Origin of the sequence: Bradyrhizobium sp. AZCC 1721, from assembly GCF_036924715.1 — a bacterium.
Lineage (GTDB): Bacteria > Pseudomonadota > Alphaproteobacteria > Rhizobiales > Xanthobacteraceae > Bradyrhizobium.
Genome location: NZ_JAZHSB010000001.1, coordinates 328343 through 354767, shown reverse-complemented (window position 1 = coordinate 354767; position 26425 = coordinate 328343). Strand labels below are relative to the sequence as shown.

Genomic DNA, 26425 nt, shown 5'->3' with positions numbered 1-26425 from the left:
GAATCGCGCTTTTCGGGGCCTCCAGAATCGGCCCTTGGAGACCTTGAAAAAGGGTAAAAAACCACCATTTATTCAATAACTTGCGTACAGAGAGATTGCGCTAGGCGCGGTGCCTGTTTCATGGCACAAATAGACTAATCAGCGCCTCATATTGCGCAGCTGATTCGGGACACCCTCGAAGGCCTCACATGACAGAACCTGCCCGGCGGACCCCTGCCGACACTGAGCATCCCATTCCCGTTGAATATGGTGCGGAATCGATCCGGGTGTTGAAGGGCCTCGATGCCGTTCGCAAGCGGCCGGGCATGTATATCGGCGACACCGATGACGGTTCCGGCCTGCATCACATGGTCTACGAGGTCGTCGACAACGCCATTGACGAAGCGCTCGCGGGCCATGCCACGCGCGTCGACGTGATCCTCAACGCAGACAATTCGGTGACCGTGCGCGACGACGGCCGCGGCATTCCCGTCGACATCCACAAGGGTGAAGGCATTTCCGCCGCCGAGGTCATCATGACCCAGCTCCACGCCGGCGGTAAATTCGACCAGAATTCCTACAAGGTATCGGGCGGGCTGCACGGCGTCGGCGTCTCCGTCGTCAACGCGCTGTCGAGCTCGCTGAAGCTCAGGGTCTGGCGCGACGGCAAGGAGCATTTCGTCGAGTTCGCCCACGGCGACGCGCTGGCACCTTTGAAGGTGATCGGCGAGGCCGAAGGCAAGCGCGGCACCGAGGTCACCTTCCTCGCCTCGGGCGAGACCTTCAAGAACATCGAGTATGATTTCGCGACGCTGGAGCACAGGCTGCGCGAGCTCGCGTTCCTCAATTCCGGCGTTCACATCATCCTCTCCGACATGCGTCACGCGGTCGAGAAGCGCGAGGAGATGCGCTACGACGGTGGCGTTGAGGAGTTCGTCAAATATCTCGACCGCAACAAGAAGGCGATTGTGCCTGTCCCGATCATGGTGCGGTCGGAATCCAACGGCATCGGCGTCGAGGCGGCGCTGTGGTGGAACGACAGCTACCATGAGAACGTGCTGTGCTTCACCAACAACATCCCGCAGCGTGACGGTGGCACCCATCTCGCCGGTTTCCGCGGCGCGCTAACACGCCAGGTCAACGGCTATGCTGACGCCAACGCGAAGAAGGAAAAGATCGCGCTGACCGGCGACGATTGCCGCGAAGGCCTCACCGCCGTGCTGTCGGTCAAGGTGCCGGACCCGAAGTTTTCGTCGCAAACCAAGGACAAGCTGGTGTCCTCGGAAGTGCGCCCGGTGGTCGAGAACGTCATCAACGAGGCGCTGGCGGCGTGGTTCGAGGAGCACCCGGCCGAGGCCAAGGTCATCGTCGGCAAGGTGATCCAGGCGGCGGCCGCGCGCGAAGCCGCCCGCAAGGCGCGCGAACTGACGCGCAAGAGCCCGCTCAGCGTTTCCTCGCTGCCCGGCAAGCTCGCCGACTGCCAGGAGAAGGATCCAGCCAAGTCCGAACTGTTCATCGTCGAGGGCGACTCGGCCGGCGGCAGCGCCAAGCAGGGCCGCAACCGCGAATTCCAGGCGGTGCTGCCGCTGCGCGGCAAGATCCTCAATGTCGAGCGCGTCCGCACCGACAAGATGCTGTCGAGCGAGCAGATCGGCACGCTGATCACCGCGCTCGGCACCGGCATCAGCGACGACTTCTCCGCCGACAAGCTGCGCTATCACAAGATCATCGTGATGACGGACGCCGACGTCGACGGCGCCCACATCCGCACGCTGCTCTTGACATTCTTCTACCGGCAGATGCGCGAATTGATCGACCGCGGCCACCTCTATATCGCGCAGCCGCCGCTCTACAAGGTGACGCGCGGCAAGTCCGAGCAGTACCTGAAGGACGAGCGGGCGCTGGAGGATTACCTGATCGCGACCGGCCTCGATGACTGCGTGTTCAAGCCGGCGTCGGGCTCGGAACGCGGCGGGCGCGACCTGCTGTCGCTGGTGGAGGACGCGCGCGTGATCCGCGGCATCCTGAACAATCTGCACAGCCGCTATAACCGCAAGGTGGTCGAGCAAGCCGCTATCGCGGGCGTGCTCAACCCGAGGATCACCGGCGACATCGCCACCGCCAATGCCGCCGCCGATTACATCGCCAGGCGTCTCGATGCGCTGGCCGACGAGGTCGAGCGCGGCTGGATCGGCCGTTTCACCGAAGGCGAAGGCTTCTTCTTCGAGCGCACCATCCGCGGCGTCAAGGATGTCGCCATCATCGACGACGCCCTGCTCGGCTCCGCCGACGCCCGCAAGCTCGACGACTATGCCGTGAGACTTCAGGAGGCCTATCCGAACCCGACCGGGGTGTTGCGCCGTAAGGATACGGAAACCGCCGTTTATGGACCGGTCAGCCTATTCGAGGCGATAACCGACGCCGGCCGCAAGGGCGTGGCGCTGCAGCGCTACAAAGGCCTCGGCGAAATGAACCCGGAACAGCTCTGGACAACCACGCTCGATACCAACGAACGTTCGCTGCTGCAGGTGAAGATCAAGGAGGTCGACGAGGCCGACGACATCTTCACCAAGCTGATGGGTGACGTCGTCGAACCGCGCCGCGAATTCATCCAGGATAATTCGCTCAGCGCCAATGTCGACGTGTGAGGCAGGACGCGCCCATGCCGCCCATTCAGTATATCGTTGAAGGCGGCCACCGGCTGGCGGGAACAATCGAGCCATCCGGCAACAAGAATTCTGCGCTGCCGATTATCGCGGCCGCCCTGCTCACCGAAGATCCGGTCACGCTGGAAAACGTGCCGCGCATCCGCGACACCGAGACGCTGGTTGAATTGATCCGCTCGGTCGGCGCTTCCGCCGAATGGCAGGCGCGCAATACGCTTGCGATCCACGCCAAGGAGGTCCGCGCCGCCGATCTCGATCCTGAACTTTGCGCGCGGATCCGTGCCTCGATCCTGCTGGCCGGGCCGCTATTGGCGCGCTGCGGCGAGGTGGCGCTGCCGCCGCCCGGCGGCGACGTCATTGGACGCCGTCGTCTCGATACGCATTTTCTCGCCTTTGAGCAGTTAGGTGCCACCGTCACCGCCACCCACCGGCTGGAATTCCGCGCCTCCCGCCTCGAGGGTGCCGACGTCTTTCTCGACGAGCCGAGCGTTACGGCCACCGAGAACGCGCTAGTCGCGGCGGTCGCCGCTCACGGCACCACATTCTTGCGCAACGCGGCCTCCGAGCCGCATGTACAGGACCTCGCGCATTTCCTCGTAGCGCTCGGCGCCAAGATCGAGGGCATCGGCACCAACACCATCATCGTGCACGGCCCGGCGACGCTTTGCGGCGCAAGCTATTCGATCCAGCCCGACCATATCGAAGTCGGCTCGCTGATCGGACTTGCCGCGGTGACGCGCTCGCCGCTGCGCATCGCCAAGGCCGGCGTCGAGCATCTGCGCTCCATCCGGATGGGATTTGAACGGCTCGGCATCGTCTGCGGCGTCGAGGGCGACGATCTCGTGGTGCCCTCGGGCCAGACCATGAAGATCCATGATGATTTCGGCGGCCATGTGCCGAAGCTCGAGGACCAGCCGTGGCCGGCCTTCCCGGCCGACCTGATGTCGATTGCGATCGTGACCGCGACGCAATGCGACGGCGTCATCCTGATGTTTGAAAAAATGTTCGAGTCGCGGATGTTCTTCGTCGACAAGCTGATCTCTATGGGCGCCCGTATCGTGCTGTGCGACCCGCACCGCGCGATCGTGGCCGGCCCGAGCCGGCTGCGCGGCGCGCCGATGACTTCGCCCGACATCCGCGCCGGCATGGCGATGCTGCTGGCGGCGGTCGCCGCCGAAGGCACGTCAACGATCAACAACGCCGACCAGATCGAGCGCGGCTACGAGCGCATCGAGCAGCGGCTCAATGCGCTGGGCGCGCGAATTACCCGAGTTCCGGCACGCGACGGCCACTAGAGCCTTTCGGTTCTGATTGCATCAGAACCGGGCTCTAGATTCTTGTTTTGACGCGTTTTCTTGACGCGAACCGGTTTCCACCCCGGACCAAGTCCGGGGCGGCTTTCGCTGGAAAACGCTCCAGGCCGCGAACGCCGGCGTCACTTTTTTGACCTTCGCCGGTGTTAGTCTGTTGCAATGACCTCGCTTGATAAAATTGAACGCGCAGCGATGGCGCCGCCCGTCTCTGCGGCCGTGCCCGGCCGTCACCTCGCGATCGAGCTTGCCGAGACGCTCAAACTCGCGGTGCCGATCGCGCTGACCCAACTCGGGCAGATCGCGATGATGACGACCGACATTGCCCTGATCGGCCGGCTCGGCAGCGAGGCCATGGCTGCGGCCGCGCTGGCGCATACCGTCTTCTTTGTCAGCTTCACCTTCGGCATGGGACTGGTATCCGCCGTAGCACCCTTGGCGGCGCAGGCATTTGGCGCACGCAATCCGCATTTGATCCGGCGGTCGCTCCGCGTCGGCATGTGGGCTGCATTCCTGATGTCGCTGCCGATGATGGCGCTGTCGTTCTACGGCGAGCCGATCCTGTTGATGCTGGGCCAGGCGCCGACGGCTGCACGCCTTGCGCAAGAATATCTGCTCGGCCTGACCTGGAGCGTCTTGCCCGCACTGTGGTTCATGGCGATTCGCGGCTTCATGAGCGCGGTCAACCGGCCCGAGCCGATCCTGTGGATCACGCTCGCCGCGATCCCGGCCAATGCGCTACTGGTCTATCTCTTGCTGTATGGCGCCTTCGGCCTGCCGCAGCTTGGCCTGTTCGGCGCGGGATTGGCGACCTCGATCGTCAATCTCGGCACATTCTTGGCGGGCCTGTGGTTTGCCGCACGGCGCCGCCCATTCCGAAAATTTCAGATACTCGGCCATTTCTGGCACGTCGACTGGAAGCTGATGCGGCAGCTCGTTGTGATCGGTGCGCCGATCTCGCTCTCCTTCCTGCTCGAATACGGCCTGTTCGGCGCCGCGGGCCTGCTGATGGGCATCATCAGCACCACCGCGCTGGCGGCACATCAGATCGCGCTGCAGGTCGCGGCCATCCTGTTCATGGTGCCGTTCGGCATCGGCATGGCCGCCACCGTGCGGGTCGGTCATGCCATCGGCCGCGGCGACGCCGGCGCGGTGCGGCGTGCCGGTTACGTCGCAACCTGGCTCGGCATCGTACTGGCGGCGATTCTGACACTCGCGGTGGTGATCAGCCGCTTTGGCATTGCGGAGATTTTTCTTGGCGAGAACACCGACGCGACGGCCGAACTCTCGGCAACGCTGCTGCTGGTCGGATCGACCTTCTTCATCGCTGACGCGATCCAGACGATTGCCGCCGGCTCGTTGCGCGGCATGAACGACACGCGCGTGCCGCTGTTGTTCGCGATCCTCAGTTACTGGCTGATCGGGTTCGCCTGCGCCTGGTGGCTTGGCTTCTGGACCTCGCTGGGCGCCGTCGGCGTGTGGAGCGGGCTCTCGGTCGGGACCGCTGTCTATGCCGTGCTTCTGCTGTTGCGCTTCCGGCTGCTGGCGAGCAGGCCGCGACGATGGCGAGCCTGACCGCTAGCGCCAGTTGCGTCTTGCGGCTGCGAAGCGATCCAAGCATGCGTTTTGCGAAGGCCATCATGCGCCGCGTTCCGGAATCTGCGCGCCGCGTCTGTGCTAGACGACGTCAAGCACGGCTGGCGCCTGCGACGGGAGGCGGCTTGAAAGGTCAAGTTGGCCCGCCTACCCTTATCAGGCAGAACGAGGAAACACGATGGCCCACGAAACCGCAACGCTCGCAGCCTATGTCGCCGACCTGAAATTTAGAGATATTCCGCCCGAAGTGCTGGAGCGCGCCAAGGTGCTGACGCTGGATTTCCTCGGCAGCACGATCCGGGCGCGGCGCGATGCGGAATCCACGCCCTCGCTGCTGAAGATGCTGGAAGCGCTGGCGCTGGACGGCAAGGGCGAGGCCACTGTGTTCGGCGATGCGAAGACCTGGACGCCCGCGGTCGCCGCGCTGCTTAACGGCGCGCTCGGCCATTCCCTCGATTTCGACGACACGCATGCCGACTCCTCGCTGCATCCGAGCGCACCCGTGGTGCCAGCGGCGTTTGCGGTCGGCGAAATGGTCGGCGCATCCGGGCGCGACGTGCTGACTGCGATCGTGGCCGGCTATGAAGTGTGCTGTCGGCTCGGCAACGCGCTCGATCCGACCTCGCACTATGCGCGCGGCTTTCATCCGACCGCGACGGCGGGAACCTATGGCGCGGCAGCCGCGGCGGGGAAGCTGTTCGGCCTCTCGAAGGACCAGATCATCTCAGCCTTCGGCGTTTCCGGCAGCCAGGCCGCCGGCTCGCTGCAGTTCCTCGTCAACGGCGCGTGGAACAAGCGCTACCAGGTCGGTGCCGCCGCCATGAACGGCGTCATCGCCGCCACGCTGGCACGCAACAATTTTGTCGGCTCGACCGAGTCGGTCGAGGGCAAGCATGGCCTCCTCGTCGGCTACAGCGACGACGCTCATCCCGACAAGGCGACAGCCGGCCTCGGCAAGACCTACGAGACGCTGCGGATCGGCGTGAAGCCGTATCCAAGCTGCCGCTATACTCATGCGGCGCTCGATGCGCTGATCGCGATGCGCAGGGAGCACAATCTGACGCCGGATCAGATCAAGCGGGTCGAGATTGGCCTGCACCGCAACGGCATCACACTGACTGGCGATGCCGCCACAAAGCGGCATCCGACCTCGATCGTCGGCGGACAATTCTCGATGTTCTTCACCGGCGCGCTGGCGCTCGACCAGGGCCGTTTTGGCTGGGACGATTACGAGCGGCTCGGCGATGCCGCCGTCAATGCGCTCGCGGATAAATTCGACGTGGTGCAGGACGATCGCCTGGAAATCGGCCGCACCCATCCCTTCGGTGCGCGCGTCTCGATCACCACCGACGACGGCGTGCATGAGAGGCTCTATGCCGATCCCTCCGGCGAGCCGGATACGTTTCCCGACGCGCAGGCGATGCAGCAAAAATTCCTCACGCTCGCCCGCCCCGTGCTGAACGGCCGCGCCGATCAGCTCGCCGACGCGATCCTGTCGCTGGAGCGGTTCGACCGCGTCGAGAAGGCCACGCAATTGGGGCGGCAGTAGACCGAAACTATCAACATCGGCGGCGTTTACCCTACCCTGGAGGGGGAGGGTCGGCTCGCGTGAGCGTAGTGAATGCGAGACGGGGTGGGGTGATCTCTCCACTCGGGCTTTGTTGGAGGTGGAGAGACCGTCACCCCACCCCGCCGCTTATTTCATGAGCGGCGACCCACGAGCGAGCTTTGCTCGTCTCGGACCCCTCCAGGGGAGGGTATGCGCGCCTTAATTCGTCCCTGCCACCTTCCCCTTATTGCCCGTCGCGGCGACCACATTTCGCACGAGCTCGAACACGCCGTCGGCTTCCGGTGGCCAATTCGGCGAGCGCCCGAGCCGGACGATCACCAGCCGTTCGGAGGGCACGACGATCACGTATTGCCCGAGCGTGCCCTTCGCGTAGAACGCGTCGCGCGGCCAGCCGCGCTCGGTGCGGTAGGTTGCGCCAAAACTGTCGCCGAGATTGGTCCAGAAGCCGGCGCCCTGGCCGACCCAGGCGTTCGGTGTCGGCGTCGCCGTATATTTCACCCAGCCTTCGGGGAGGATGCGCTTTCCACCGGCAACGCCATCGTTGAGATAGACCTGGCCGAAGCGCGCCCAGTCGCGCGCGCTGGCGAGTAACTGGCTTGATCCTTCCGCATTGCCCGAGGTGTCGAATTCGAGCGTCACACTGCGCATGCCGAGCGGCTCGAACAGCTCCTGCCGCGCGAAGTCGATCATATCGGCCGCGCTGCCGCCGGTGGCCTGGCGGATCAGATGCGCGAGGATGACCGTGTTGCCGTCGTGGTAGTTCCATGCCGCGCCCGGCGCCGACTCCAGCGGCATGCTCACGGCATAGGCCGCCATATCAGGCTCCATGAACTTCATGCGATTGACCGGCTCGAGCGCTGACGCCAGCGAGGCCTGCAGCGAACTGCCGAGCTTTAGCCCCGCGGTGTGCCGCAGCAGATGATCGAGCGTGATGGCGCGCCTTGGATCACCAGGCTGTTGCCACGCGGCGATCGGCACGGGCTCATGCAGCTTCAGCGCGCGCTTGCGCACGAGGACGCCGGCCAGCGCCGAGATGACCGATTTGGTGGCGGAGAAGCCAAGCAGCGGCGTGTCGACGCCGATGCCCTCGGCATAGCGTTCGGCCACGATGCGCCCGTCCTTCAGGACCACCACAGCGCGGGTATTTGGCGGCGTCGACCTGTCCGGCTCGGCGAAGGCGCGGTCGAGTGCGAGAGCCAGTTGCGGCGCCTGCGGTTCGACAATGGCACGGCCAGCGATGTCGGGCAGCAGCGCCGGTTTGGTCTCCGACGGCGGCAACACAATCTCGGCCACGGCACCACCATGATCGAGATAACAGCCCAGACCTTCGCCGCGGTAGACCGCGTGGCTCCCGCCCAGGCCGAACAGTGTCACGGTGACGTCCTTGCGCGCGCGGTCGAGGCGATAGTCGAGCGCCCAGGCGATCAGGCCGGCGCCCGGCATCGCGGACGTGGTCTCGGCGAATACCCGCGCCGGGTCGAGGCCGGAGACGAAGGTCTCGGTGCAGAGCACGCTGGCGACGAAGCCGGTCGCGACCTTCGGCACGTCGCGGGCGCGGGCAACTGAGAGCGCGAGCGCACTGATCGCCGTGGTGGCGGCGAGGATGAGGGTGAGATTTCGTCTGGTCACGGAGGCCTCCGGTATGACGCATCAGCGCGTGCCGGAGATGTTGATGAGGCCGCCGCCGGCCGCTCGCCGGATTTGGAATTCGCGCTGGCCGAATGCTCGACACGCCTCGACGATTCTAAAATTATGCAGCAACAACAATATGATGCGGACTAGGCCGCGCTCGTCTTCAGCCGGCGATATTCGGTCGGCGTGACGCCTGTGATAGCCTTGAAGGCGCGGTTGAACGGGCCGAGCGACTGGAAGCCGGCATCCATCGCGATCGTAATCACGGGGACCTCGGCCTGGCTTGGATCAGCCAGCGCCGCCTTGGCTTCGGCGATCCGGTGCTCGTTGAGGAAGACATTGAAATTGCGGTAGCCGAGCCGCTGGTTGATCAGCCGCCGCAGCCGGTATTCGGGAATGGCGAGTTTGGTTGCGAGTGTGCCGATGGTGACGTTGTCGTGGCGATAGATGCGCTCGTCGGCCATCAGGCGCGTCAGTGCATCGATGAGTTTTCGATCGGCGGCGCTGGACTCGGCGACGATCGCTGCTTCGATTGGATCGGCCTTGCCGACCGCGGCGGCCGGGAACAAATCGGCCCCATCGACACGCATCATCGCAATCGCGATTGCCGCCACTACCGCGGCCAGCACCGCCGAATTCAGCGTGTTGGCAAGGTCCGCGGCGCCGCCGCCGGACAGTGATATCTGCAGCACCGCATTCAGCCCGCCGTACAGTGCCGCCGCGCTGACGATGAAGACGCGGATGCGGCGTCGGCCCTCGACCAGATCGGCCGACCATGATGCGACGGTCTGCACGACGGCCAGCACGATGAAGCCGAGCGCGAGAATGTTGACCGTGATGATGGAGAACTGCACGCCGGATGCGGGCGCCAGCCACATGCAGTTGACGAAGCTGAAAGCTGCGACCGCCACCCAGACCAGCGCGTGCCACCAGCGCAGTTTGAACGTCTCCTCGAACAGCGCGCGCGTAAACAGCCAGAACACCACGGCATTGCCGGTCGACAGCGCGATCACGGGCGCGAGCGCCGGGGCTACCTTCGATGTCACACCGATCGAAGAGGTCACGGCATGCGCCGCTGATCCCACTGCAACGGCCACTGCGAGCCGTCCGGCGAGCACCGTTCCAAAACTGCGAAACAGCGACGCCGCCAGCACCAGGAGCAGCGCCACGGTGGCGCCGCGCAGGGCGATGTCGAAGGTGGATAGCAGCATCGGACGGTCCGTTCGCGCGGGTCATCCCCGCGCCGTCAATCTAGTGTGAATCATTTTGTGGTTCAATTTCCACCGATCAGCCTTTCCAGGCGCGCGGTCTCGATGACGGGACCATCGACCTTCAGCAATTTTGCGCCGGGCTTGAGCGGAGGGATCATTGATTCATCGTCCTACGTCGTCCCTGCGAACGCCGGGACCCATAACCACCGTTGTCGATTGTTGGAGACGATATCTGCCATTCCTGCCAAACGATAGGACACGGGGCATGGGTCCCTGCGTTCGCAGGGACGACATGCTGAGGCATTTGAACGCAATCCCGCGATTCCTGCTATAATCGTCGCAAACATCAAGGAGCTCCCCATGAGCTGGCAACCGTCCAACGATCCCGTGCTCGGCGACCCCAAAAGCTGCGACGCGCTCGACCTCATCATCGTGCCGCGCACCCGCGATCTCGGCGATGGATTTGCGGTGCGGCGCGCGCTGCCGCATGGCAAGCGGCAGATGGTCGGGCCGTTCATCTTCTTCGACCATTTCGGCCCGGTGCAGTTCATGGCCGGCCGCGGCATGGACGTGCGGCCGCATCCGCATATCGGACTTGCCACCGTCACCTACCTGTTCGACGGCTCGATCATGCACCGCGACAGCGAGGGCAACATTCAGGAGATCCAGCCCGGCGCGATGAACCTGATGACGGCAGGCCGCGGCATCGCTCATTCCGAGCGCACGCCCGATGTGCAGCGCCGCGATGGCCAGAAGATGCTCGGCCTGCAAAGCTGGATCGCGCTGCCGGCGGGCTCCGAAGAAATCGCACCGTCGTTCCAGCATTACGCGGCCGAAGCGCTGCCGACCGTGAAGGAGAGCGGATTCACCGCGCGCATTATCGCAGGAAGCGGCTTTGGCGTGAAATCGCCGGTCGGCATGGTCTCGCCCTGGTTCTACGCTGAAGTGACGGCGCAGGCCGGCACCAGCGTGCCGCTCGACCCTGACCATGAGGAGCGCGCGATCTATCTCGTCGAAGGCGAAGTCGAGATCGCGAACGAGCGCTACGAGGGGCCGCGGCTCCTGATCTTCCGGCCCGGCGACCGCATCACGGTGAAGGCGGTCACGCCGGTGCGGATGATGTTTCTCGGCGGCGACGCGCTGGAAGGCCCGCGGCACATCTGGTGGAATTTCGTTTCCTCAAGCAAGGAGCGGATCGAGCAGGCCAAACAGGATTGGAAAACCGGCCGGTTTGCAGCCGTTCCGCAAGAACATGAGTTCATTCCGCTGCCGGAGTGAGCTATTGCTCCGCTTTCTCATTTGCCGCCTCGCGCTTGCACGAGGCCGCCTGTTCGAAAGCCTGACCAGATGAACGCGATGCTCGCCAGCGACTTGCCCCTGCCCCGGATCGGCCGCGGCAAGGTGCGCGATATCTACGCCGTCGGCAGCGACTGCGTGCTGCTGCTGACCACCGACCGCATCAGCGCGTTTGACGTGGTGATGGCGGAAACCATCCCGATGAAGGGCGCGGTGCTGACGCAGATCAGCGCGTGGTGGTTCCGCCAGCTCGAAGGCGTGGTCCCGCATCACATGATCAGCGCCGACGCCGACGAGATCATCCGCAAGGTGCCTGGCCTCAAGGACCACCGCGCCGACATTCTCGGGCGCGCGATGCTGTGCCGGCGCACCACCGTGTTTCCGGTCGAATGCGTGATCCGCGGCTATATCTCCGGCTCCGCCTGGAAGGAGTATGCGGCCTCCGGCACGCTTGCGGGCGAGGAGCTGGCGGAAGGTCTGCTCGAAAGCGGAAAGCTCGAGCCGCCGATCTTCAGCCCGGCGACCAAGGCCGAGACCGGCCATGACGAGAACATCACCATCGCGCGCATGCGCGAGATCGTCGGCAGCGATGTCGCCGAGAAGCTCGAGAGCATGGCGCGCACGGTCTATAATTTCGGCGAGCGGATCGCCCGCCACCAGGGCATCATCATCGCCGACACCAAGTTCGAGTTCGGCCGCGCGGCGGACGGCCGCATCATCCTGATCGACGAGGTGATGACGCCGGATAGTTCGCGGTTCTGGGCGGCCGACGTCTACAGGCCCGGCCGGCCGCAGCCGAGTTTCGACAAGCAGCCGCTGCGCGACTATCTCGACGCCGAGCGCCATGCCGGCCGCTGGAACGGCGACGCCCCGCCGCCTCCGCTGCCCGACAGCGTGGTGGAGGCGACGAGCAAGCGCTATCTCGAAGCGTACCAGCGCGTAACGGGGGATGAGTTGAGTATCTAACCGCGTCATTGCGAGGAGCGCAGCGACGAAGCAATCCATCCCGCCGCACGGAAAGTGTGGATTGCTTCGCGTAGCCTCTCGTCGGGCGCGCATTCGCGCGACCGGTTGGCTCGCGATGATGGCGTTGGGATTGCGTCACCCTCGCGTCTAATGCCAAGCTTCCGGGAAATAACATTCAGGGAGCGCCTCAATGACCGAAGTCGATTCCGTGCTCGTCGAGCGTGATGGTCCGGTGACCATCGTTTCCATCAACCGTCCGCATTGCCGCAACGCCGTGGATGGCGCGACCGCGCGGAAACTCTACGACGCGTTTCTTGCTTTCGATGCCGACGAGAGCGCGTCGGTTGCGGTGTTCACCGGCACCGGCGGCTATTTCTGCGCCGGCGCCGATCTCAAGGCGGTGGCGGCGGGTGATCCCAATAAGCGGCGCGAGCTAGGCGGCCACGATTCGATCGCGCCGATGGGACCGAGCCGGCTGCGGCTGTCGAAGCCCGTGATTGCCGCGGTCGAAGGCTTTGCGGTGGCCGGCGGCATGGAGCTCGCGCTATGGGCGGACATGCGCGTGGTTGCGGAAGACGCGACTTTCGGCATCTTCTGTCGCCGGTTCGGCGTGCCATTGATCGATCTCGGCACCATCCGGCTGCCGCGGCTGATCGGCCATTCGCAGGCGATCGATCTGATCCTCACCGGCCGGCCGGTCGGCGCGCAGGAAGCGCTGCGGATGGGGCTGGCTAATCGCGTCGTTGGCCGCGGCGAGGCTGCCGCCCAGGCGATTGCGCTGGCGCGGGAGATCGCGCGCTTTCCGCAAAAATGCCTGCGCGCCGACCGGCTGTCGGCGCTGCGGCAATGGGATCTTGCGGAAGAGGAAGCGATCGACAACGAGATGCGCGGCGGGCTCGCGGTGATTGCCTCAGGCGAAACGCTGTCGGGCGCGACGCGGTTTGCTTCCGGCGTGGGACGTCACGGCGCGTTTGCGAGTGACGCCAGCGATTGACTGTCGTCCCTGCGAACGCAGGGACCTATAACCACTGATGTCTGTTGTTAAGGTCGCTGTGGCTCCATCTTCTTTCGAAGCTGAAGCCGGTGGTTATGGGTCCCCGCGTTCGCGGGGACCAGGCTACACCCCGGCCATCATCACGTATTTGATCTCGACATATTCTTCCATGCCGTGATGCGAGCCTTCGCGGCCCAAGCCTGACTCCTTGACGCCGCCGAACGGCGCTACTTCGGTCGTGATCAGGCCGGTGTTGACGCCGACCATGCCTGATTCCAGCGCTTCGGCGACGCGCCAGACGCGGCCGAGATCGCGGGAATAGAAATAGGAGGCGAGGCCGAACGGCGAGGCGTTGCACATCGCGATCACGTCGGCCTCGTCCTTGAAGCGGAACACCGGCGCCAGCGGCCCAAACGTTTCTTCGTGCGCGACCAGCGCGTCCGGCTTCACATTCGAAAGCACCGTCGGCTCGAAGAAGCTGCCGCCGAGCGCATGGCGCTTGCCGCCGGTGACGATCTTGGCGCCGCCCTTCACCGCATTCTCGATGTGCTTCTCGACCTTGAGCACCGCGTCCATGTTGATCAGTGGACCCTGCACCACGCCTTGCTCCGTGCCGTCGCCGATCTTCATCGCAGCGACCTTCTTGGAAAGCTTCTCGACGAACGCGTCGTAGATCTTGTCCTGGGCGTAGATGCGGTTGGCGCAGACGCAGGTCTGGCCCATGTTGCGGTATTTCGAGATCATCGCGCCCTCGACCGCGGCATCGATATCGGCGTCGTCGAACACCACGAACGGCGCGTTGCCGCCGAGCTCGAGGCCGAGCTTCTTTACGCCGACGGCGGCCTGCTGATAGAGAATCTTTCCGACCTCGGTCGAGCCGGTGAAGCCGACGAACCGCACCGCGGGATGCTCGCACAGCACCTTGCCGATCGCGGACGAATTGCCGGTGAGGATGTTGAACACGCCCTTGGGCACGCCGGCCTTTTCGGCGAGCGCGACCAGCGCCAGCGCGGTCAGCGGCGTTTCATTGGCGGGCTTGAGCACCACGGTGCAGCCGGCGGCGAGCGCCGGCGAAACTTTCCGCGTGATCATCGAGCACGGGAAATTCCACGGCGTGATCGCGCCGCAGACGCCGATCGGCTGCTTGATGGCGAGCAGACGTGCATCCGGCCGCTGGGTCGGAATGGTTTCGCCATAGACGCGGCGGGCTTCCTCGGCGAAGAATTCGACATAGGCGCCGCCGATATCGACTTCACCGAGCGCTTCCGCCAGCGGCTTGCCTTGTTCCGACGTGAGGATCAGCGCGAGATCCTCGCGGTTGGCCGCGATCAGCTCGAACCACTTTCGCAAAATGTTGGAGCGCTGTTTGGCGGTGAGCTTGGCCCAGGCGGGGAATGCGCGCTCGGCGGCTTCGACGGCTTGCGTCGCTTCGGCCGTGCTGAACGCCGGGACTTTTGCGAGTTCGACACCGTTGACCGGATTGGTGACCGGGCGCGACGGCGTGCCGACCCAGGCGCCGTCGATGTAGCAGCGGTCGCGCAGCAGCGAGGGGTCTTTCAGGCGATCGTGCAGCGAGGGGGTGGAGGTTTTTGAAGCGCGTGCGGCGACGGGCGGGTTCATGGCGTACTCCTCGGATTTTATTGAAGGATTGGTCCGAGTATAGGCCCAAACCAGCGCCGATGCACCGGCGGCAGACGCGGGTCTGCTTCAAGCAATTTTGAGGGTGACGGTGTCGCGTTACGCCGCCCCGCTCAAATACGCCTCGCGGCGGCCGATCATGCGCTGCGCGGCGGCCTTGGCGTCGGCTTTGGTGGAGGTCGCGCAGGTGCGGTATTCGAGATCGGGCAGTTTGGCGGGGTCGCGGCGGCTGAACCAGGACTTGGAACCACCGACCGGCAAAAGCGCCAGCGCCTGGGCGACGTTATCGACCGCCTCGAACGAGTGCAGCGCGCCGGTGCCCGCGTAGCGCACCTCATAAATGCCGGGCGAGATCGGCGCCTCGATATTTTCGCTACGCCCGGGACGGGGATAGCGCTTCCATTCACTCCAAGTCGAAATCATTGCGTACCTATGCACAGCAGAGAAATGACAACCATTTTGGTTAATTTGACCCAGCCAACGCTCTGGCGTTTGTGCTGGAATCTGAACGCCTTACTGAAAAAGATCGGCGAAGGGAATCGCAGGCCTAATCACGTTATCGTGGATGGTTAAACCGGTCACTGCCATTGCCCTGCGTCCCCCGCAGAATGCGGCGAGGTGTTGCCGTTTTGTGCCGCCAGCCCGGCGCGCCTGCTGCCCACCGTCCTTGCTTATCACGAGATCGCGACATTGGCGGCAGCGTCCGCCGAGCGCTTGCGGGATCACGCGGCCGGGAGGAAGATCGCGCCACTCCATAAAAAACAGCGGGAGGAGACCGATGCAAAGCAAGGCCGCGATCGATCAGATTCTGCGTCAGAAATGCGAGGCGAAGGAAATTCCCGGCGTGGTCGCGATGGCGGCCACCGGGAGTGAGGTGATCTACCAGGGCGCGTTCGGCCAGCGCGACCTTTCCAAGGACGATGCCATGACCGCAGACAGCGTGTTCTGGATCGCCTCGATGACCAAGGCGATCACGGCCGCGGCCGGCATGCAGCTCGTGGAGCAAGGCAAGCTCTCGCTCGACGAGCCGATCGGAAAAGTGCTGCCTGACCTCGCCAGCCCGCAAGTGCTGGAGGGTTTCGACGCCAATGGCGAGCCGAAGCTGCGTCCCGCGACGAAGCCGATCACGCTGCGTCATCTGATGACCCACACCGCCGGCTTTGCCTACAACATGTGGAGCGTCGAGTGCGCGCAGTATCTCGACAAGACCGGAACCCCGGCGATCACCACCTGCCAGCTCGCCGCGCTGAAGACGCCGATCATGACCGAGCCCGGCACGCGCTGGGAATACGGCACCAGTATCGATTTCGTCGGCAGGGCAGTGGAAGCCGTCAGCGGCAAGCGGCTCGATGCGTATTTGCGCGACCACATGTTCACGCCGCTCGGCATGAACGACACCGCCTTCAAGATCACTGACTCGATGCGCCAGCGGCTGGTCGGCATGCATGCCCGCGGCGCGGACGGCTCGCTGGCGCCGATCCCGTTCGAACTCGAGCAGGAGCCGGAATTCCACATGGGCGGTGGCGGCCTCTACGGCACGGCGGCCGACTACATCAAGTTCACCCAGATGATCCTCAACAAGGGCCGCGGCAACGGCAACGAGGTGCTGAAGCCCGAGACGGTCGCGCTGATGAGCCAGAACCACATCGGCGATCTCACGATGGGCAAGATGGTGACGGTGGCGCCGATCTACACCAACGATGTCGATCTCTATCCCGACATCGTCAAGAAGTGGGGGCTCTCGTTCCTCATCAACACCGCCCAGACGGCCGAGGGGCGCAGCGCCGGAAGCCTGGCCTGGGCCGGTCTCGCCAACACCTATTTCTGGATCGACCCGGCGCGCGACGTCAGCGGTGTGATCCTGATGCAGTTGTTGCCGTTCGCCGACGCAAAATGCCTGGAGGCCTTTGCAGGGTTTGAGCGCGGGGTTTATGCCGGGCTCGATGCCGGCAGCGGTCAGCGCGCGGCGTGATCGCAAGAGGCGACGCGATCGCCTTTGCTCTTCGTGCGTCACAGCACGCTCCCTCCGTTCCCTCTCCCCTTGCGGGAGAGGATCAGGGAGAGGGGTAGCCACGAGCGCCGGTGTGCGTGGCTTACCCCTCTCTCCAACTCTCCCCCGCAAGGGGGGAGAGGGCCCAGCGGAGTTCGTGGCGAGCATCTGGAAAATGAACAACGAGGGCGGCGACGCTTCGTCGCGTGGTACGCCCTCACCTCATCCAAGCGTGTCATGCCCCGCGAAGGCGGGGCATCCAGCACGCTGCGGCCTATCGATTCAATCATCGCTGTCTCCCCAGCGTCATTGCGAGCCACCGGGTCGCGCGAACGCGCGCCCGATGACAGGCTCCGCGAAGCAATCCATCGTGCCGCATATGCGGAAAGGTGGATTGCTTCGTCGCTGTCGCTCCTCGCAATGACGGCTGAGATAGATTCGCATTGATCTACTAACATGCTTTCGCGATCTCGCGGCGCGTTCCGCCCGAGCTTTGCCCTTATCTTTCGCGCCCCTTGAGAAAGAGGGCGCAGGGAAGACCGGGTGCGCGCTGCACCCGCGGTCTCGTGTGCAATTGCGCAAAAAGAACGCGCACACGAGCATACAGGTCCAGCGGAGAGCATCCGGCCTTCCCTGCGCAATGGTTTTACGGCGTACTTCGTGATCTTGTGTCTGCAAAATCTGCCAGAATGTGCGAACGGGCGCTGCGTTCGTTCGGTCGACGCGGCGCGCGCACGAAATGGTCTCCGGTGGGATTTGGCGAGATCGGCGCACCGAATATCCACATCCGCCACGGTGTTGGATTTGGGTCACCGGCAACGTTGGGGCGACGCAGGGAACTATTTTAGCAACAGCCGATTGAATTAGGTGCCAGACGCGCACGAGGAGGTGCTGCTGCCATGCGCCTTCAGACATATCGGGACGAAAATCACTCCAGACACCTCGATTTGGTCGGCCATCACTGGTCAATTGACCTAGTCACAATTGCAGCCTCAGGCCTCCTAGTGGTGGGCTTCGCCTGTGCCTTCGTAGCCCTGTGGGTCCACTAGCCGAGCCGGGCGAAGATCGTGGGGCGCCGTCATTGAGCTTGTCTGTCCAAAATAAGCTTTGGTAGCCGTGATGCGGCGACGATGCGAGTCGTTGTTCTGTGCCTGTCTCGCTCCCGTGCGGGATGCCGTCCGTCATCGAACCCTGACAACAAGGTCGATGCGGTGCGAGCGCTAGCGCGCGACGCCATGCATGATTTCGGTGGTCTCGCCCCCCAACAACAGTCCCACAACTGGCGGCAGCTACGGGACCGTTGCCGAGGGCATATCGGGCTGGGTGATACGCCCGCCCATAAAAGACGACAAAACCGAAGCGTGCAATTGTCCATAGGGACAATTGTTGGTCAGGCGTGCCGCCTGGCGAAACAGATCACCTGCCGCTGCCGTCGTGACGCTGCCGCTGTGGTCGTGGTCGAGGTCGACGTGATGCGCGCGCCACGGCTGGCGATGGTGAGGGCGAGGTGTGCGCCCATTCATTGCTTGCAGGTACTACCGATAGGGAGGGGTTAGTGCCGGGACCGCGCGATGGCCCACTGGAAACGTATTTGAAGTTCTTTGCATCGCCCTAAATTTATGCAGATCGGTACACAATGGCGTTGCGCCGATGGGCCATAAGTAGACCTCACGGCAAATGCTTGATGTCTTCAGCCCCGTGGCTGCCGCCTTCATTTCGGAAGGCATTCCACATGATAGGCAATGATAATCTGCGCCGGGTCAGCTTTGCCAATGGTCTTCAAGTCTTCTAGGCCGCTTCTCAGCTTGTCTCCGGCGTCCCTTAAACTTCCTTCAAGCGCCGACTTAGCCGCCCTGCATCGTTCTTCGTTCGAGAACTCTTGAAACACCACGGTCGGAAGGAGCCGCCATTCCGCCCTGTCGTTGGTGGCGGCCGGGCTAACTGAGTAGGAGAAGACGTACATCAGGACCCACATCGGCATGCTCCGTTGTAATACGATGACTTGCGTGGAACGGCCGCGGACTTCCGAACGATTTGGCCTTTCTTGATTGTGGGGATCGAGACCAAGGTCGTCCGAGGGGAGCGTGTGCCGGGGCTAGGTGACGCGCCGCGATTTCAGTTAGCGTCCGGCCGCCGCGGGTAAACGTTGATCTACATCAACGTCGCCTGCAGGCGGCGCAGCAGTCTCGCTCGCGAACTCCAAGGTCGGGAGGAGCATGATGCTCAAATATATTCTCGCCGGTCTAGCGGCATTTGTCCTGCTCACTGCAACTCTCATTCCCGATGATGCGTATGCGCGCCGTGGCGGAGGCGGCGGCTTCCGTGGCGGTGGAGGCGGCTTTCACGGCGGCGGCATGCATGCCGGTGGCATACATGCCGGACGCATTGCGCGGCCAGCGCATCCGATAGCGGGGCGTCCGATCGCGGGTCGTCCCGGCCGTCCGATCGCGGGTTACCCCGGTTATGGCCGCGGCTACTATCGCCCGGGTTGGGGGCTATGGCGCTGCCGCAGTGGGCGCAGCCGCTGCGGCGGGCGCCTACGGCTACTACAACTCCGGCTGCTACTATGACAGCTACGGACAGTACATTTGTCCGGGGCAATATCCTTATCGGTATTGATGCAACCGAAGTTCAGGACGGCGGTTCGTGGCCGCCGTCCTCCCTGCGCTTCGGCCAAGGAGAGCCAACTCGTCAGCGGCCCTGTGAGATGGCCAGAACGCCAACCGCGCGGCGGCTTCTGCGATCTCAGACTGCGAACTGATTTGCAGTTTCTGCAACAGGCGCTTCCGCTGTTCGCCAACCTGATCTTCTCTTCCTCCAATCTGAACCGCAATAGCATGGTCAGACCGGCCTCGGGCTAGACGCCGCAAGAGGCGCTTCTCACGCGGGCTGAGTATCGGGTTGTCCATCAAGCGAAGACTGCGATTGCGACCAACACGACGGGGATCAAGCCACCTACGGTCACGCATATGCGATACGTAAGGTCGTCTGCCATGGCCCGTACCCCAACTTTACTGCGCGTCGGAAACCATACACCCTAGGGCGGCTGATGGCATGTGCAGTTTTGTGCCAGTCGGCAACTCAAAGGTTATGGGCTTCCTCGTTTCGCGGGTCCTTTGACGAGGGGGGTATTGGTGCCGGGACCGCGCGACCGCGCCGTTTGAGGATATTTGCAGTCGCGCAATGTCGGCTATATTTTATGCCGATCGGCACACAAAGGCGTGCACACGAGCGCCTTGGCGGTCGGGCGGCCTCACTGCGGCAAATCCTTGCAGAGCTTGATTACGATCATGACCGTCGAGCCGACTGCTACGACCACCGGGCAGATAAAAGGCAACTCTTCGAGTAGGCCCACAAGGGCCGCCCGGACGCGGATAGTTCTCTTCACATGCGCAAAGCGCCAGCCTACCACACCCATCGGATATCTCCGTTGGCCCCCAGCAGCGGCAGTCTGATTTTTCACGCGAAGCGAGCCCCGGCTATTGCCAATTCGGGTGTTCCCTAGATCAAGGTGAAGGAACCCTTGCAAGGTCGGTGGTCATAGGGACGTGTGTTGCCAAGGGAGGCTCAGGAGGGAATGAGCGAGCAGATTGTGCCCGTCATGACAGCCACGCGGCTTTGATTGGACGTCGTGCACACCGTGGTCGTCGATGTGATTCCTAACGGCGTGCCGCCGTGCAAATCAACGCCTTGGCTAGGAATCACAGCATGTGGAACTGGATGATGCTGGGGCTAGAAAGCAATCGCGTGATCGGACTGCGCATAGCGAAGTTGATGCGCGGCGGCTACTTTGCCGCTTCGATCAGTTCGATGCCCTTCTTGCACAGCGCGTTTACCAGCGAACTCAACGAGACTCCCCCAGCCAAGGCCCGCTCGGAGAGATAGTCAAGCACCTCGGGGTCCAGGTGGATCGGCGGCACCAGGCGCGCGCCTTCCCGAAAGAACTTCCCGCGCTTTGCGGTCAAGAAATCATAATTATCCTTCATCAAATCACTCGTCGAAGAAGACGCACGGGTCCGGCTCAGCCGGCGGTTCGTCGGGGATACCTTCTGGCAAGAAATCGCGTCCACCAAGCCCATCGAGACGCGCGAACCACGCCTTCGCATCGAACGGCTTCTTCTTCAGCGGCTCAGGGATCGGCTTGTCGCGGACCTTGCTGACGGCCTTGTCCTTCGGGTGCAACGCGGCTTCGTTCACGATCAACTTCTAAGCGAAATTGCGCCTGATCGGAAGCCTGTAGACCGCTCATTGGAGCGACATCGGTGCATCCATGCTCTTGAGATGCAGCAAGGAAGGAAGACGTGGATGACCGGGTCAAGCCCGGCCATGACGAGTGGAAAGACCTTCGCCGCCTACACCGGCAGCCCGTTCTGCCCCGCCAATTCCTTCAGCGACACCTGCGGCCTTGCGCCGATGTGCTGGATCACCTCCGCTGCCGCCAGCGCGCCCAGCCGGCCGCACGTCTCATGGCTCGCATTGCGCACCAGGCCGAACAGGAAGCCGGCGGCGAACAGGTCGCCGGCACCTGTCGTGTCGACGAGCTTTTCGATCGGGAATGCGGGCGCCGCGACAACGCCATCGGACGACACCACGACGCAGCCCTTCTCGCTGCGGGTGACGACGGCGAGTTTGGTATCCTCGCGGAGCTGCTTCAGCGCGCCCTCGAAATCCGAGGTCTGGTACAGCGAGTGCAGTTCGGCCTCGTTGGCGAACACCAGATCGACGGTGCGCTTGCGCATCAAATCGAGAAACTCGTCGCGATAGCGATCGACGCAGAAGGAGTCCGACAGCGTCAGCGCCACCTGTCGGCCGGCGCCATGGGCGATGCCCGCTGCCTTGACGAAGGCTTCCTTGGCGTTTTGGGGATCCCAGAGATAGCCTTCGAGATAGACGATGCGCGATGCCGCAATCTGCGCCTCGTCGATGTCGGCCGGCCTCAGGTCCTGCGCCGCGCCGAGATAGGTGTTCATGGTGCGCTCGCCGTCCGGCGTCACCAGAATGTAGGAGCAGCCGGTGGCCGGGCCGGCTTCAGCCGCCCTGGTCTCATAGGTGACCCCGGCGGCACGGATGTCGTGGGTGTAGAGGCCGCCGATCTGGTCGCTCTTGACCTTGCCGACATAGGCGGCACGGGCGCCGAAATTGGCGATGCCGACGATGGTGTTGGCGGCCGATCCGCCCGACACCTCCGTCGCCGGCCCCATGTCGCGGTAGATCGAGGTGGCGCGGGCCTCGTCGATCAGCGCCATGCCGCCTTTGGTCATGCCGTGATCGGCCAGAAATTTCTCATCGGTTTGCGCGAAGACGTCGAAAATCGCATTGCCGATAGCGAGAACGTCGTATTTTGCGTCAGTCATCCACCCGTCCTGTTTACGGCGTTGCGCGAAGAAGCCGAGCACGGCTAAGAAGGCTGCGGCCTACCAGATCGGCGTAGCGCCAGCAAGGGAAGCTGCTGCTATACAGCCCGCCATGATCCGCCCTTTCCTCACGGTATCCTCGGGAACGCTGGCCTCGCGGCTGCTCGGCTTCGTGCGCGATTCCGTGCTCGCCGCGCTGCTTGGCGCCGGGCCCGTGGCGGATGCGTTCCTGGCGGCGTTTCAGCTAGTCAATGTGGCGCGAAGGCTGCTGACCGAGGGCGGGCTGAACGCTGCGCTGGTGCCGGCCTGGCTGCGGGTGCGCGAGAGCGGCGGCGTGGCGGCTGCGGCGGCCTATGCGGGCCGGGTGCTCGGCACGATCATGGCTGCTCTGATCGCAGCCACGGCATTGATGGCGCTCGTCATGCCTCTGATCATCACCGTGCTGGCGCCGGGATTTGCCGGCCGCGAGACGCTGCAGCTCGCGACAGACAATGCGCGGCTGATGCTGCCCTACCTCGCCTTTGCCGGTCCGGTGACGGTGATGATGGCGCTCTTGAACGCACAGGGGCGATTTGCGCTGACGGCGTTTTCGCCGCTGCTGTTCAACATCGCGCTGATCGCGGTGATGGCCGTGCTGCTGGCCGTGCAGCCGGATGCCACACGGGCCGCGCAGATCATCGCCGCGACCGTCGGCATCGCCGGGCTGTTGCAACTCTCCGTGCTGGTGCTGCGCCGTGGCGAGACCATCGCGACACCTTTGCGCGTCTCGTTCGACAAGGAGATCCGCGGCTTTCTCGGCAAGGCTGTGCCGGGCATGATGGCATCGAGCGCGCCGCAATTGCTTGTCGTGGCCGGCGCGATCATCGCGTCTTCCTCGCCGTCGGCGGTATCGTGGCTCTATTTCGCCAACCGCCTGGTCGAACTGCCGCTCGGCATTGTCGGTGTCGCCATGGGCACGGTATTGATCCCGGAGCTGACGCGCGCGGTGCGGGCTGAGGACCGTGCCGCCGTTGCTCACGCCGAATCGCGCGGCCTCGAACTCGCGGTTGGCCTCGCACTGCCGGCAACGCTCGGCCTGATCGTGTTAGCTGCGCCGATCGTGCGGCTGTTGTTCGAGCATGGCGCGTTCACCGCCGATGACACCAAAGCCACCGCCCGCGCGCTGATGTGGCTGACGCTGGCGCTGCCGGCGCATGTGCTGGTGAAGGCACTGTCGCCGGCGTTCTTTGCGCGCGAGGATACGATGACGCCGCTGACCGCCGCGCTGAAAGGCGTGGTGCTGGCGATCGCTTCTGCCTTCCTGCTCAGCCATTGGTACGGCACTGAGGGCATCGCGGCGGCCATTGCTGTCGGCGCCTGGAGCATGGCGTTCAGCCTGATCCGCCGCGGCGCGAAAACCTTCGGGTTTTCGATCGACAGGGAAGCAAAACGGCGGCTGCCGCGCATCGCGCTATCCGCGCTCGCCATGGGCGCGTTGCTGTGGCTTGCGACGCGGTCGCTGCCTTCCCTCACCTCGGGCGCACACGGCCTTGTGCAGGCCATCCTGCTGCTGGTCGTGATCTCGGCAGGAATTGCGATTTACGGCCTGCTCTTAAGGCTTTTCGGCGTCATCGGCTGGCGCGACGCGGTTAACGCCGTCAGGCAAACAAAGGGGTAGAGCACGATGACTTTGTCATCCTGCTCTATCTCTTTGATTTGGGCATGATCTCCGGGCAAACGCTTCGCGTTTGTCCCGAGGGAAAACCGGTACCCACTTTTCCGGATCATGCCTGACTTGCGCTGATAGCCCCTGCGTGGCAAACGACGGCGCGAAACAGGCATCCGAAACAGGATCCTTGGGGAAGCTGACAATGGCTTTTGTTGAACGGGTTTTTTCGGGCGTCCAGCCGACCGGTAATCTGCATCTCGGCAATTACCTCGGCGCGATCGTCAACTTCGTGAAGATGCAGGAAACTCATAACTGCATCTATTGCGTCGTCGACATGCACGCGATCACGATGGGCATGGACGTCTGGGGCGGCCCGGCGGAACTGGCCCGCAACACCCGCGAGGTCACGGCGGCCTTCATCGCTGCCGGCATCGATCCGAACAAGCATATCGTGTTCAACCAGAGCCAGGTCGCCGGCCACGCCGAGCTGACCTGGATCTTCAATTGCGTGGCGCGGATCGGCTGGCTCAGCCGCATGACGCAGTTCAAGGAGAAGGCCGGCAAGGACCGCGAGAACGCCTCCGTCGGGCTCTATGACTATCCCGTGCTGATGGCGGCCGACATTCTGCTGTACCGCGCCACCCATGTGCCGGTCGGCGAGGACCAGAAGCAGCATCTGGAGCTGTCGCGGGACATCGCGCAGAAGTTCAACAACGATTTCGGCGATTCTATACGCGGCCACGGTTTCAACGACGGCCTGTTCTTCCCGCAGCCGGAGCCCTTTATCACCGGCCCGGCGACGCGGGTGATGTCGCTTCGCGACGGCACCAAGAAAATGTCGAAGTCGGACGCCTCGGACAATTCGCGCATCAACCTGACCGACGATGCGGATTTGATCGCGCAGAAGATCCGGAAGGCCAAGACCGATCCGGAACCGTTGCCGTCGGAGGAAAAGGGCCTGGAGAACCGGCCCGAGGCCGACAATCTCGTCGGAATCTATGCGGCGCTGGCCGAGCGCAGCAAATCCGACGTGCTGCGCGAATTCGGCGGCGGGCAGTTCTCCAGCTTCAAGAATGCACTGGTGGAACTCTGCGTGGCAAAACTCGCGCCGATCGCCTCCGAGATGAAGCGGCTGGTCGCCGATCCCGGCCATGTCGACAAGATCCTGGTCGATGGCGCCGACCGCGCGCGCGTCCTCGCCGACGAAACCATGCGGGCGACGCGGGACATCGTCGGTTTCATCCGAAAGAGCTAGCGCTCGCCACTGCGTTGCAACAGCGTCGCCGCTTGTCGAAAGCGGCTGCGCCGTGGCAGCATGCGGCGGTTTGGCGCAGCACCGGGACATGCATGACCACCCAGCGACGAAGCTACGAGACGGGTCACAAACCGAAATGCCTCGTCATCGTTGACGACACCGCGGAATGGGACCGCGCGGTGTATTACGCCAGCCGCTGGGCGGTGCGCGTCGGCGGCGGCGTGGTGATGCTGCGAATCATCGCGATCGAAGACCAGAACCAGCAATGGCTTGGTGTCGCCGACCTGATGCGCGCCGAGGCCGAGGACGCCGCCAATGAGGCGCTCGACCGCGCCTCCGGCCGCGCCAACGGCATCGCCGCGATCACGCCCGAACGGGTGATTCGCGAGGGCGATCCCACCACCCAGATTCTCGACGTGATCGACCAGGACGTCGATATTTCGATGCTGGTGCTGGCGGCCAATCCGGGTCCCGAGGGGCCGGGGCCGCTGATCAGCATGATGGCCCAGGCCGCCGGCTCGTTCCCGATTCCGGTCGTCATCGTCCCCGGCGATCTCAGCGATCCCGAGATTGACGGGCTGTCTTAGGGCTTGATCTGGTTAGAGAATTTCTGATTTCCCCCTTGACCGTGCGCCGGCGGTCGCCATCTGCTATGGGACACCCCACGCGCCGGCCTTGAACCGGCGACGCCGGAGAAAACCAATGTTCATTCAGACCGAAGCCACGCCCAATCCCGCCACCCTGAAATTCATACCTGGCCGCACCGTGCTCGACACCGGCACGATGGAATTTTCTAGCCGCGAAGCCGCCGCCCGTTCGCCGCTTGCCGAGCGACTATTCGGTGTATCAGGCGTCTCCGGCGTGTTTTACGGCTACGATTTCGTCACCGTGACCAAGGCGGACGGCGACTGGCAACACCTCAAGCCCGCGATCCTCGGCGCCATCATGGAGCACTACATGTCCGGCGCGCCGCTGCTGGCGGACGGCACGGTCGGCAATGACGAGGCGGCGGACGAGGAAGGCGAGTTCTTCAACGAGGCCGACGCCGACACGGTGGCGACCATCAAGGACCTGATCGAGACGCGGGTGCGGCCGGCAGTGGCCAATGACGGCGGCGACATCACCTTCCGCGGCTTCAAGGACGGCGTCGTCTATCTCAACATGAAGGGCGCCTGCTCCGGCTGCCCGTCCTCGACGGCGACGTTGCAGCACGGCATCCAGAATCTGTTGCGGCATTTCGTGCCTGACGTGGTCGAAGTCCGGCCGATGTAAGGGGACGCGAATGGCGAGTAGCGAGTGGCGAATAGAGACGGATATCGA

At 63.8% G+C, this 26425-nt stretch carries 22 protein-coding genes and 1 pseudogene; 13 read left to right on the top strand and 10 right to left on the bottom strand.

All coding sequences use genetic code 11. The annotated features are described in order from the left end of the window. The first annotated feature begins 188 nt into the window (after nucleotides 1-188). The 4 genes from gyrB to V1273_RS01665 all read left to right on the top strand — a co-directional run bounded on the left by gyrB (nucleotide 189) and on the right by V1273_RS01665 (nucleotide 7100). Nucleotides 189-2627 carry a DNA topoisomerase (ATP-hydrolyzing) subunit B gene (gyrB, locus tag V1273_RS01680; RefSeq protein WP_334408507.1) on the top strand — a complete coding sequence of 813 codons (2439 nt, stop codon included), beginning with the start codon at nucleotides 189-191 and terminating at the stop codon, nucleotides 2625-2627. Between the two features lie 14 nt (nucleotides 2628-2641). After that, nucleotides 2642-3940, top strand: coding sequence for a UDP-N-acetylglucosamine 1-carboxyvinyltransferase (murA, locus tag V1273_RS01675; protein WP_334379559.1), 1299 nt, complete (start codon nucleotides 2642-2644; stop codon nucleotides 3938-3940). A 177-nt stretch (nucleotides 3941-4117) separates the two neighbouring features. After that, the gene (locus V1273_RS01670) at nucleotides 4118-5530 is read left to right on the top strand and encodes an MATE family efflux transporter (protein ID WP_442893693.1); all 1413 of its coding nucleotides are present in this window, start codon (nucleotides 4118-4120) and stop codon (nucleotides 5528-5530) included. 199 nt (nucleotides 5531-5729) lie between these two features. Continuing rightward, nucleotides 5730-7100: an MmgE/PrpD family protein gene (locus V1273_RS01665; protein WP_334408506.1), complete on the top strand. Its 1371-nt coding sequence runs from the start codon at nucleotides 5730-5732 to the stop codon at nucleotides 7098-7100. A gap of 219 nt (nucleotides 7101-7319) precedes the next feature. Here V1273_RS01665 and V1273_RS01660 read toward each other — a convergent pair whose 3' ends face one another. After that, nucleotides 7320-8750: a serine hydrolase domain-containing protein gene (locus tag V1273_RS01660; RefSeq protein ID WP_334408505.1), complete on the bottom strand. Its 1431-nt coding sequence runs from the start codon at nucleotides 8748-8750 to the stop codon at nucleotides 7320-7322. 149 nt (nucleotides 8751-8899) lie between these two features. Continuing rightward, the gene (locus V1273_RS01655) at nucleotides 8900-9964 is read right to left on the bottom strand and encodes an AraC family transcriptional regulator (RefSeq protein ID WP_334408504.1); all 1065 of its coding nucleotides are present in this window, start codon (nucleotides 9962-9964) and stop codon (nucleotides 8900-8902) included. Nucleotides 9965-10324: 360 nt separating this feature from the next. Between V1273_RS01655 and V1273_RS01650 the strand changes: the two genes are divergently transcribed. The 3 genes from V1273_RS01650 (at nucleotide 10325) to V1273_RS01640 (ending at nucleotide 13220) form a co-directional block, all read left to right on the top strand. Then, nucleotides 10325-11242: a pirin family protein gene (locus V1273_RS01650; RefSeq protein WP_334379563.1), complete on the top strand. Its 918-nt coding sequence runs from the start codon at nucleotides 10325-10327 to the stop codon at nucleotides 11240-11242. A gap of 69 nt (nucleotides 11243-11311) precedes the next feature. Continuing rightward, nucleotides 11312-12226 (top strand): phosphoribosylaminoimidazolesuccinocarboxamide synthase, encoded by a 915-nt coding sequence (locus V1273_RS01645; protein ID WP_334379564.1) that lies wholly within the window; start codon nucleotides 11312-11314, stop codon nucleotides 12224-12226. A 190-nt stretch (nucleotides 12227-12416) separates the two neighbouring features. Continuing rightward, nucleotides 12417-13220 carry a crotonase/enoyl-CoA hydratase family protein gene (locus tag V1273_RS01640; RefSeq protein ID WP_334365948.1) on the top strand — a complete coding sequence of 268 codons (804 nt, stop codon included), beginning with the start codon at nucleotides 12417-12419 and terminating at the stop codon, nucleotides 13218-13220. A gap of 123 nt (nucleotides 13221-13343) precedes the next feature. On the opposite strand, the gene V1273_RS01635 is transcribed toward V1273_RS01640, so the two are convergent. Both V1273_RS01635 and V1273_RS01630 read right to left on the bottom strand, forming a co-directional pair. Next, nucleotides 13344-14840, bottom strand: a complete 1497-nt coding sequence (locus V1273_RS01635) for an NAD-dependent succinate-semialdehyde dehydrogenase (RefSeq protein WP_334365947.1) — start codon at nucleotides 14838-14840, stop codon at nucleotides 13344-13346. A gap of 117 nt (nucleotides 14841-14957) precedes the next feature. Continuing rightward, a complete protein-coding gene (locus V1273_RS01630; RefSeq protein WP_334365946.1) occupies nucleotides 14958-15281 on the bottom strand; it encodes a hypothetical protein in 324 nt (107 codons plus the stop codon). A 355-nt stretch (nucleotides 15282-15636) separates the two neighbouring features. Here V1273_RS01630 and V1273_RS01625 point away from each other — a divergent pair, with 355 nt between their 5' ends. Beyond that, entirely contained in the window at nucleotides 15637-16830 is a 1194-nt protein-coding gene (locus tag V1273_RS01625; RefSeq protein ID WP_334379565.1) for a serine hydrolase domain-containing protein, read from the top strand. A 1729-nt stretch (nucleotides 16831-18559) separates the two neighbouring features. On the opposite strand, the gene V1273_RS01620 is transcribed toward V1273_RS01625, so the two are convergent. Then, entirely contained in the window at nucleotides 18560-18823 is a 264-nt protein-coding gene (locus tag V1273_RS01620; protein ID WP_334379567.1) for a hypothetical protein, read from the bottom strand. A 244-nt stretch (nucleotides 18824-19067) separates the two neighbouring features. On the opposite strand from V1273_RS01620, the pseudogene V1273_RS01615 reads away from it, so the two are divergent. After that, nucleotides 19068-19467: pseudogene (locus V1273_RS01615) on the top strand (hypothetical protein). Here the strand turns inward: V1273_RS01615 and V1273_RS33975 are convergent. The 5 genes from V1273_RS33975 to V1273_RS01595 form a co-directional block, all read right to left on the bottom strand. Continuing rightward, on the bottom strand, nucleotides 19455-19757 hold the full coding sequence (locus tag V1273_RS33975; protein WP_442893789.1) for a LuxR C-terminal-related transcriptional regulator: 303 nt from the start codon (nucleotides 19755-19757) through the stop codon (nucleotides 19455-19457). The pseudogene V1273_RS01615 and the gene V1273_RS33975 overlap by 13 nt on opposite strands. Nucleotides 19758-20101: 344 nt before the next feature. Next, entirely contained in the window at nucleotides 20102-20266 is a 165-nt protein-coding gene (locus V1273_RS01610) for a hypothetical protein (protein ID WP_334365943.1), read from the bottom strand. A 367-nt stretch (nucleotides 20267-20633) separates the two neighbouring features. After that, on the bottom strand, nucleotides 20634-20834 hold the full coding sequence (locus tag V1273_RS01605) for a hypothetical protein (RefSeq protein ID WP_334365942.1): 201 nt from the start codon (nucleotides 20832-20834) through the stop codon (nucleotides 20634-20636). Nucleotides 20835-20838: 4 nt separating this feature from the next. Beyond that, nucleotides 20839-21045: a hypothetical protein gene (locus V1273_RS01600; protein ID WP_334408503.1), complete on the bottom strand. Its 207-nt coding sequence runs from the start codon at nucleotides 21043-21045 to the stop codon at nucleotides 20839-20841. 155 nt (nucleotides 21046-21200) lie between these two features. Beyond that, nucleotides 21201-22202 (bottom strand): adenosine kinase, encoded by a 1002-nt coding sequence (locus V1273_RS01595; protein ID WP_334365940.1) that lies wholly within the window; start codon nucleotides 22200-22202, stop codon nucleotides 21201-21203. Between the two features lie 112 nt (nucleotides 22203-22314). Between V1273_RS01595 and murJ the strand changes: the two genes are divergently transcribed. The 4 genes from murJ (at nucleotide 22315) to V1273_RS01575 (ending at nucleotide 26377) form a co-directional block, all read left to right on the top strand. Beyond that, nucleotides 22315-23859 carry a murein biosynthesis integral membrane protein MurJ gene (gene murJ, locus V1273_RS01590; protein ID WP_334379569.1) on the top strand — a complete coding sequence of 515 codons (1545 nt, stop codon included), beginning with the start codon at nucleotides 22315-22317 and terminating at the stop codon, nucleotides 23857-23859. 193 nt (nucleotides 23860-24052) lie between these two features. Beyond that, a complete protein-coding gene (gene trpS / locus V1273_RS01585; RefSeq protein WP_334379571.1) occupies nucleotides 24053-25105 on the top strand; it encodes a tryptophan--tRNA ligase in 1053 nt (350 codons plus the stop codon). Between the two features lie 92 nt (nucleotides 25106-25197). Next, nucleotides 25198-25692, top strand: a complete 495-nt coding sequence (locus V1273_RS01580; RefSeq protein WP_334365937.1) for a universal stress protein — start codon at nucleotides 25198-25200, stop codon at nucleotides 25690-25692. 115 nt (nucleotides 25693-25807) lie between these two features. Then, a complete protein-coding gene (locus V1273_RS01575; RefSeq protein WP_334365936.1) occupies nucleotides 25808-26377 on the top strand; it encodes a NifU family protein in 570 nt (189 codons plus the stop codon). Nucleotides 26378-26425 lie beyond the last annotated feature (48 nt).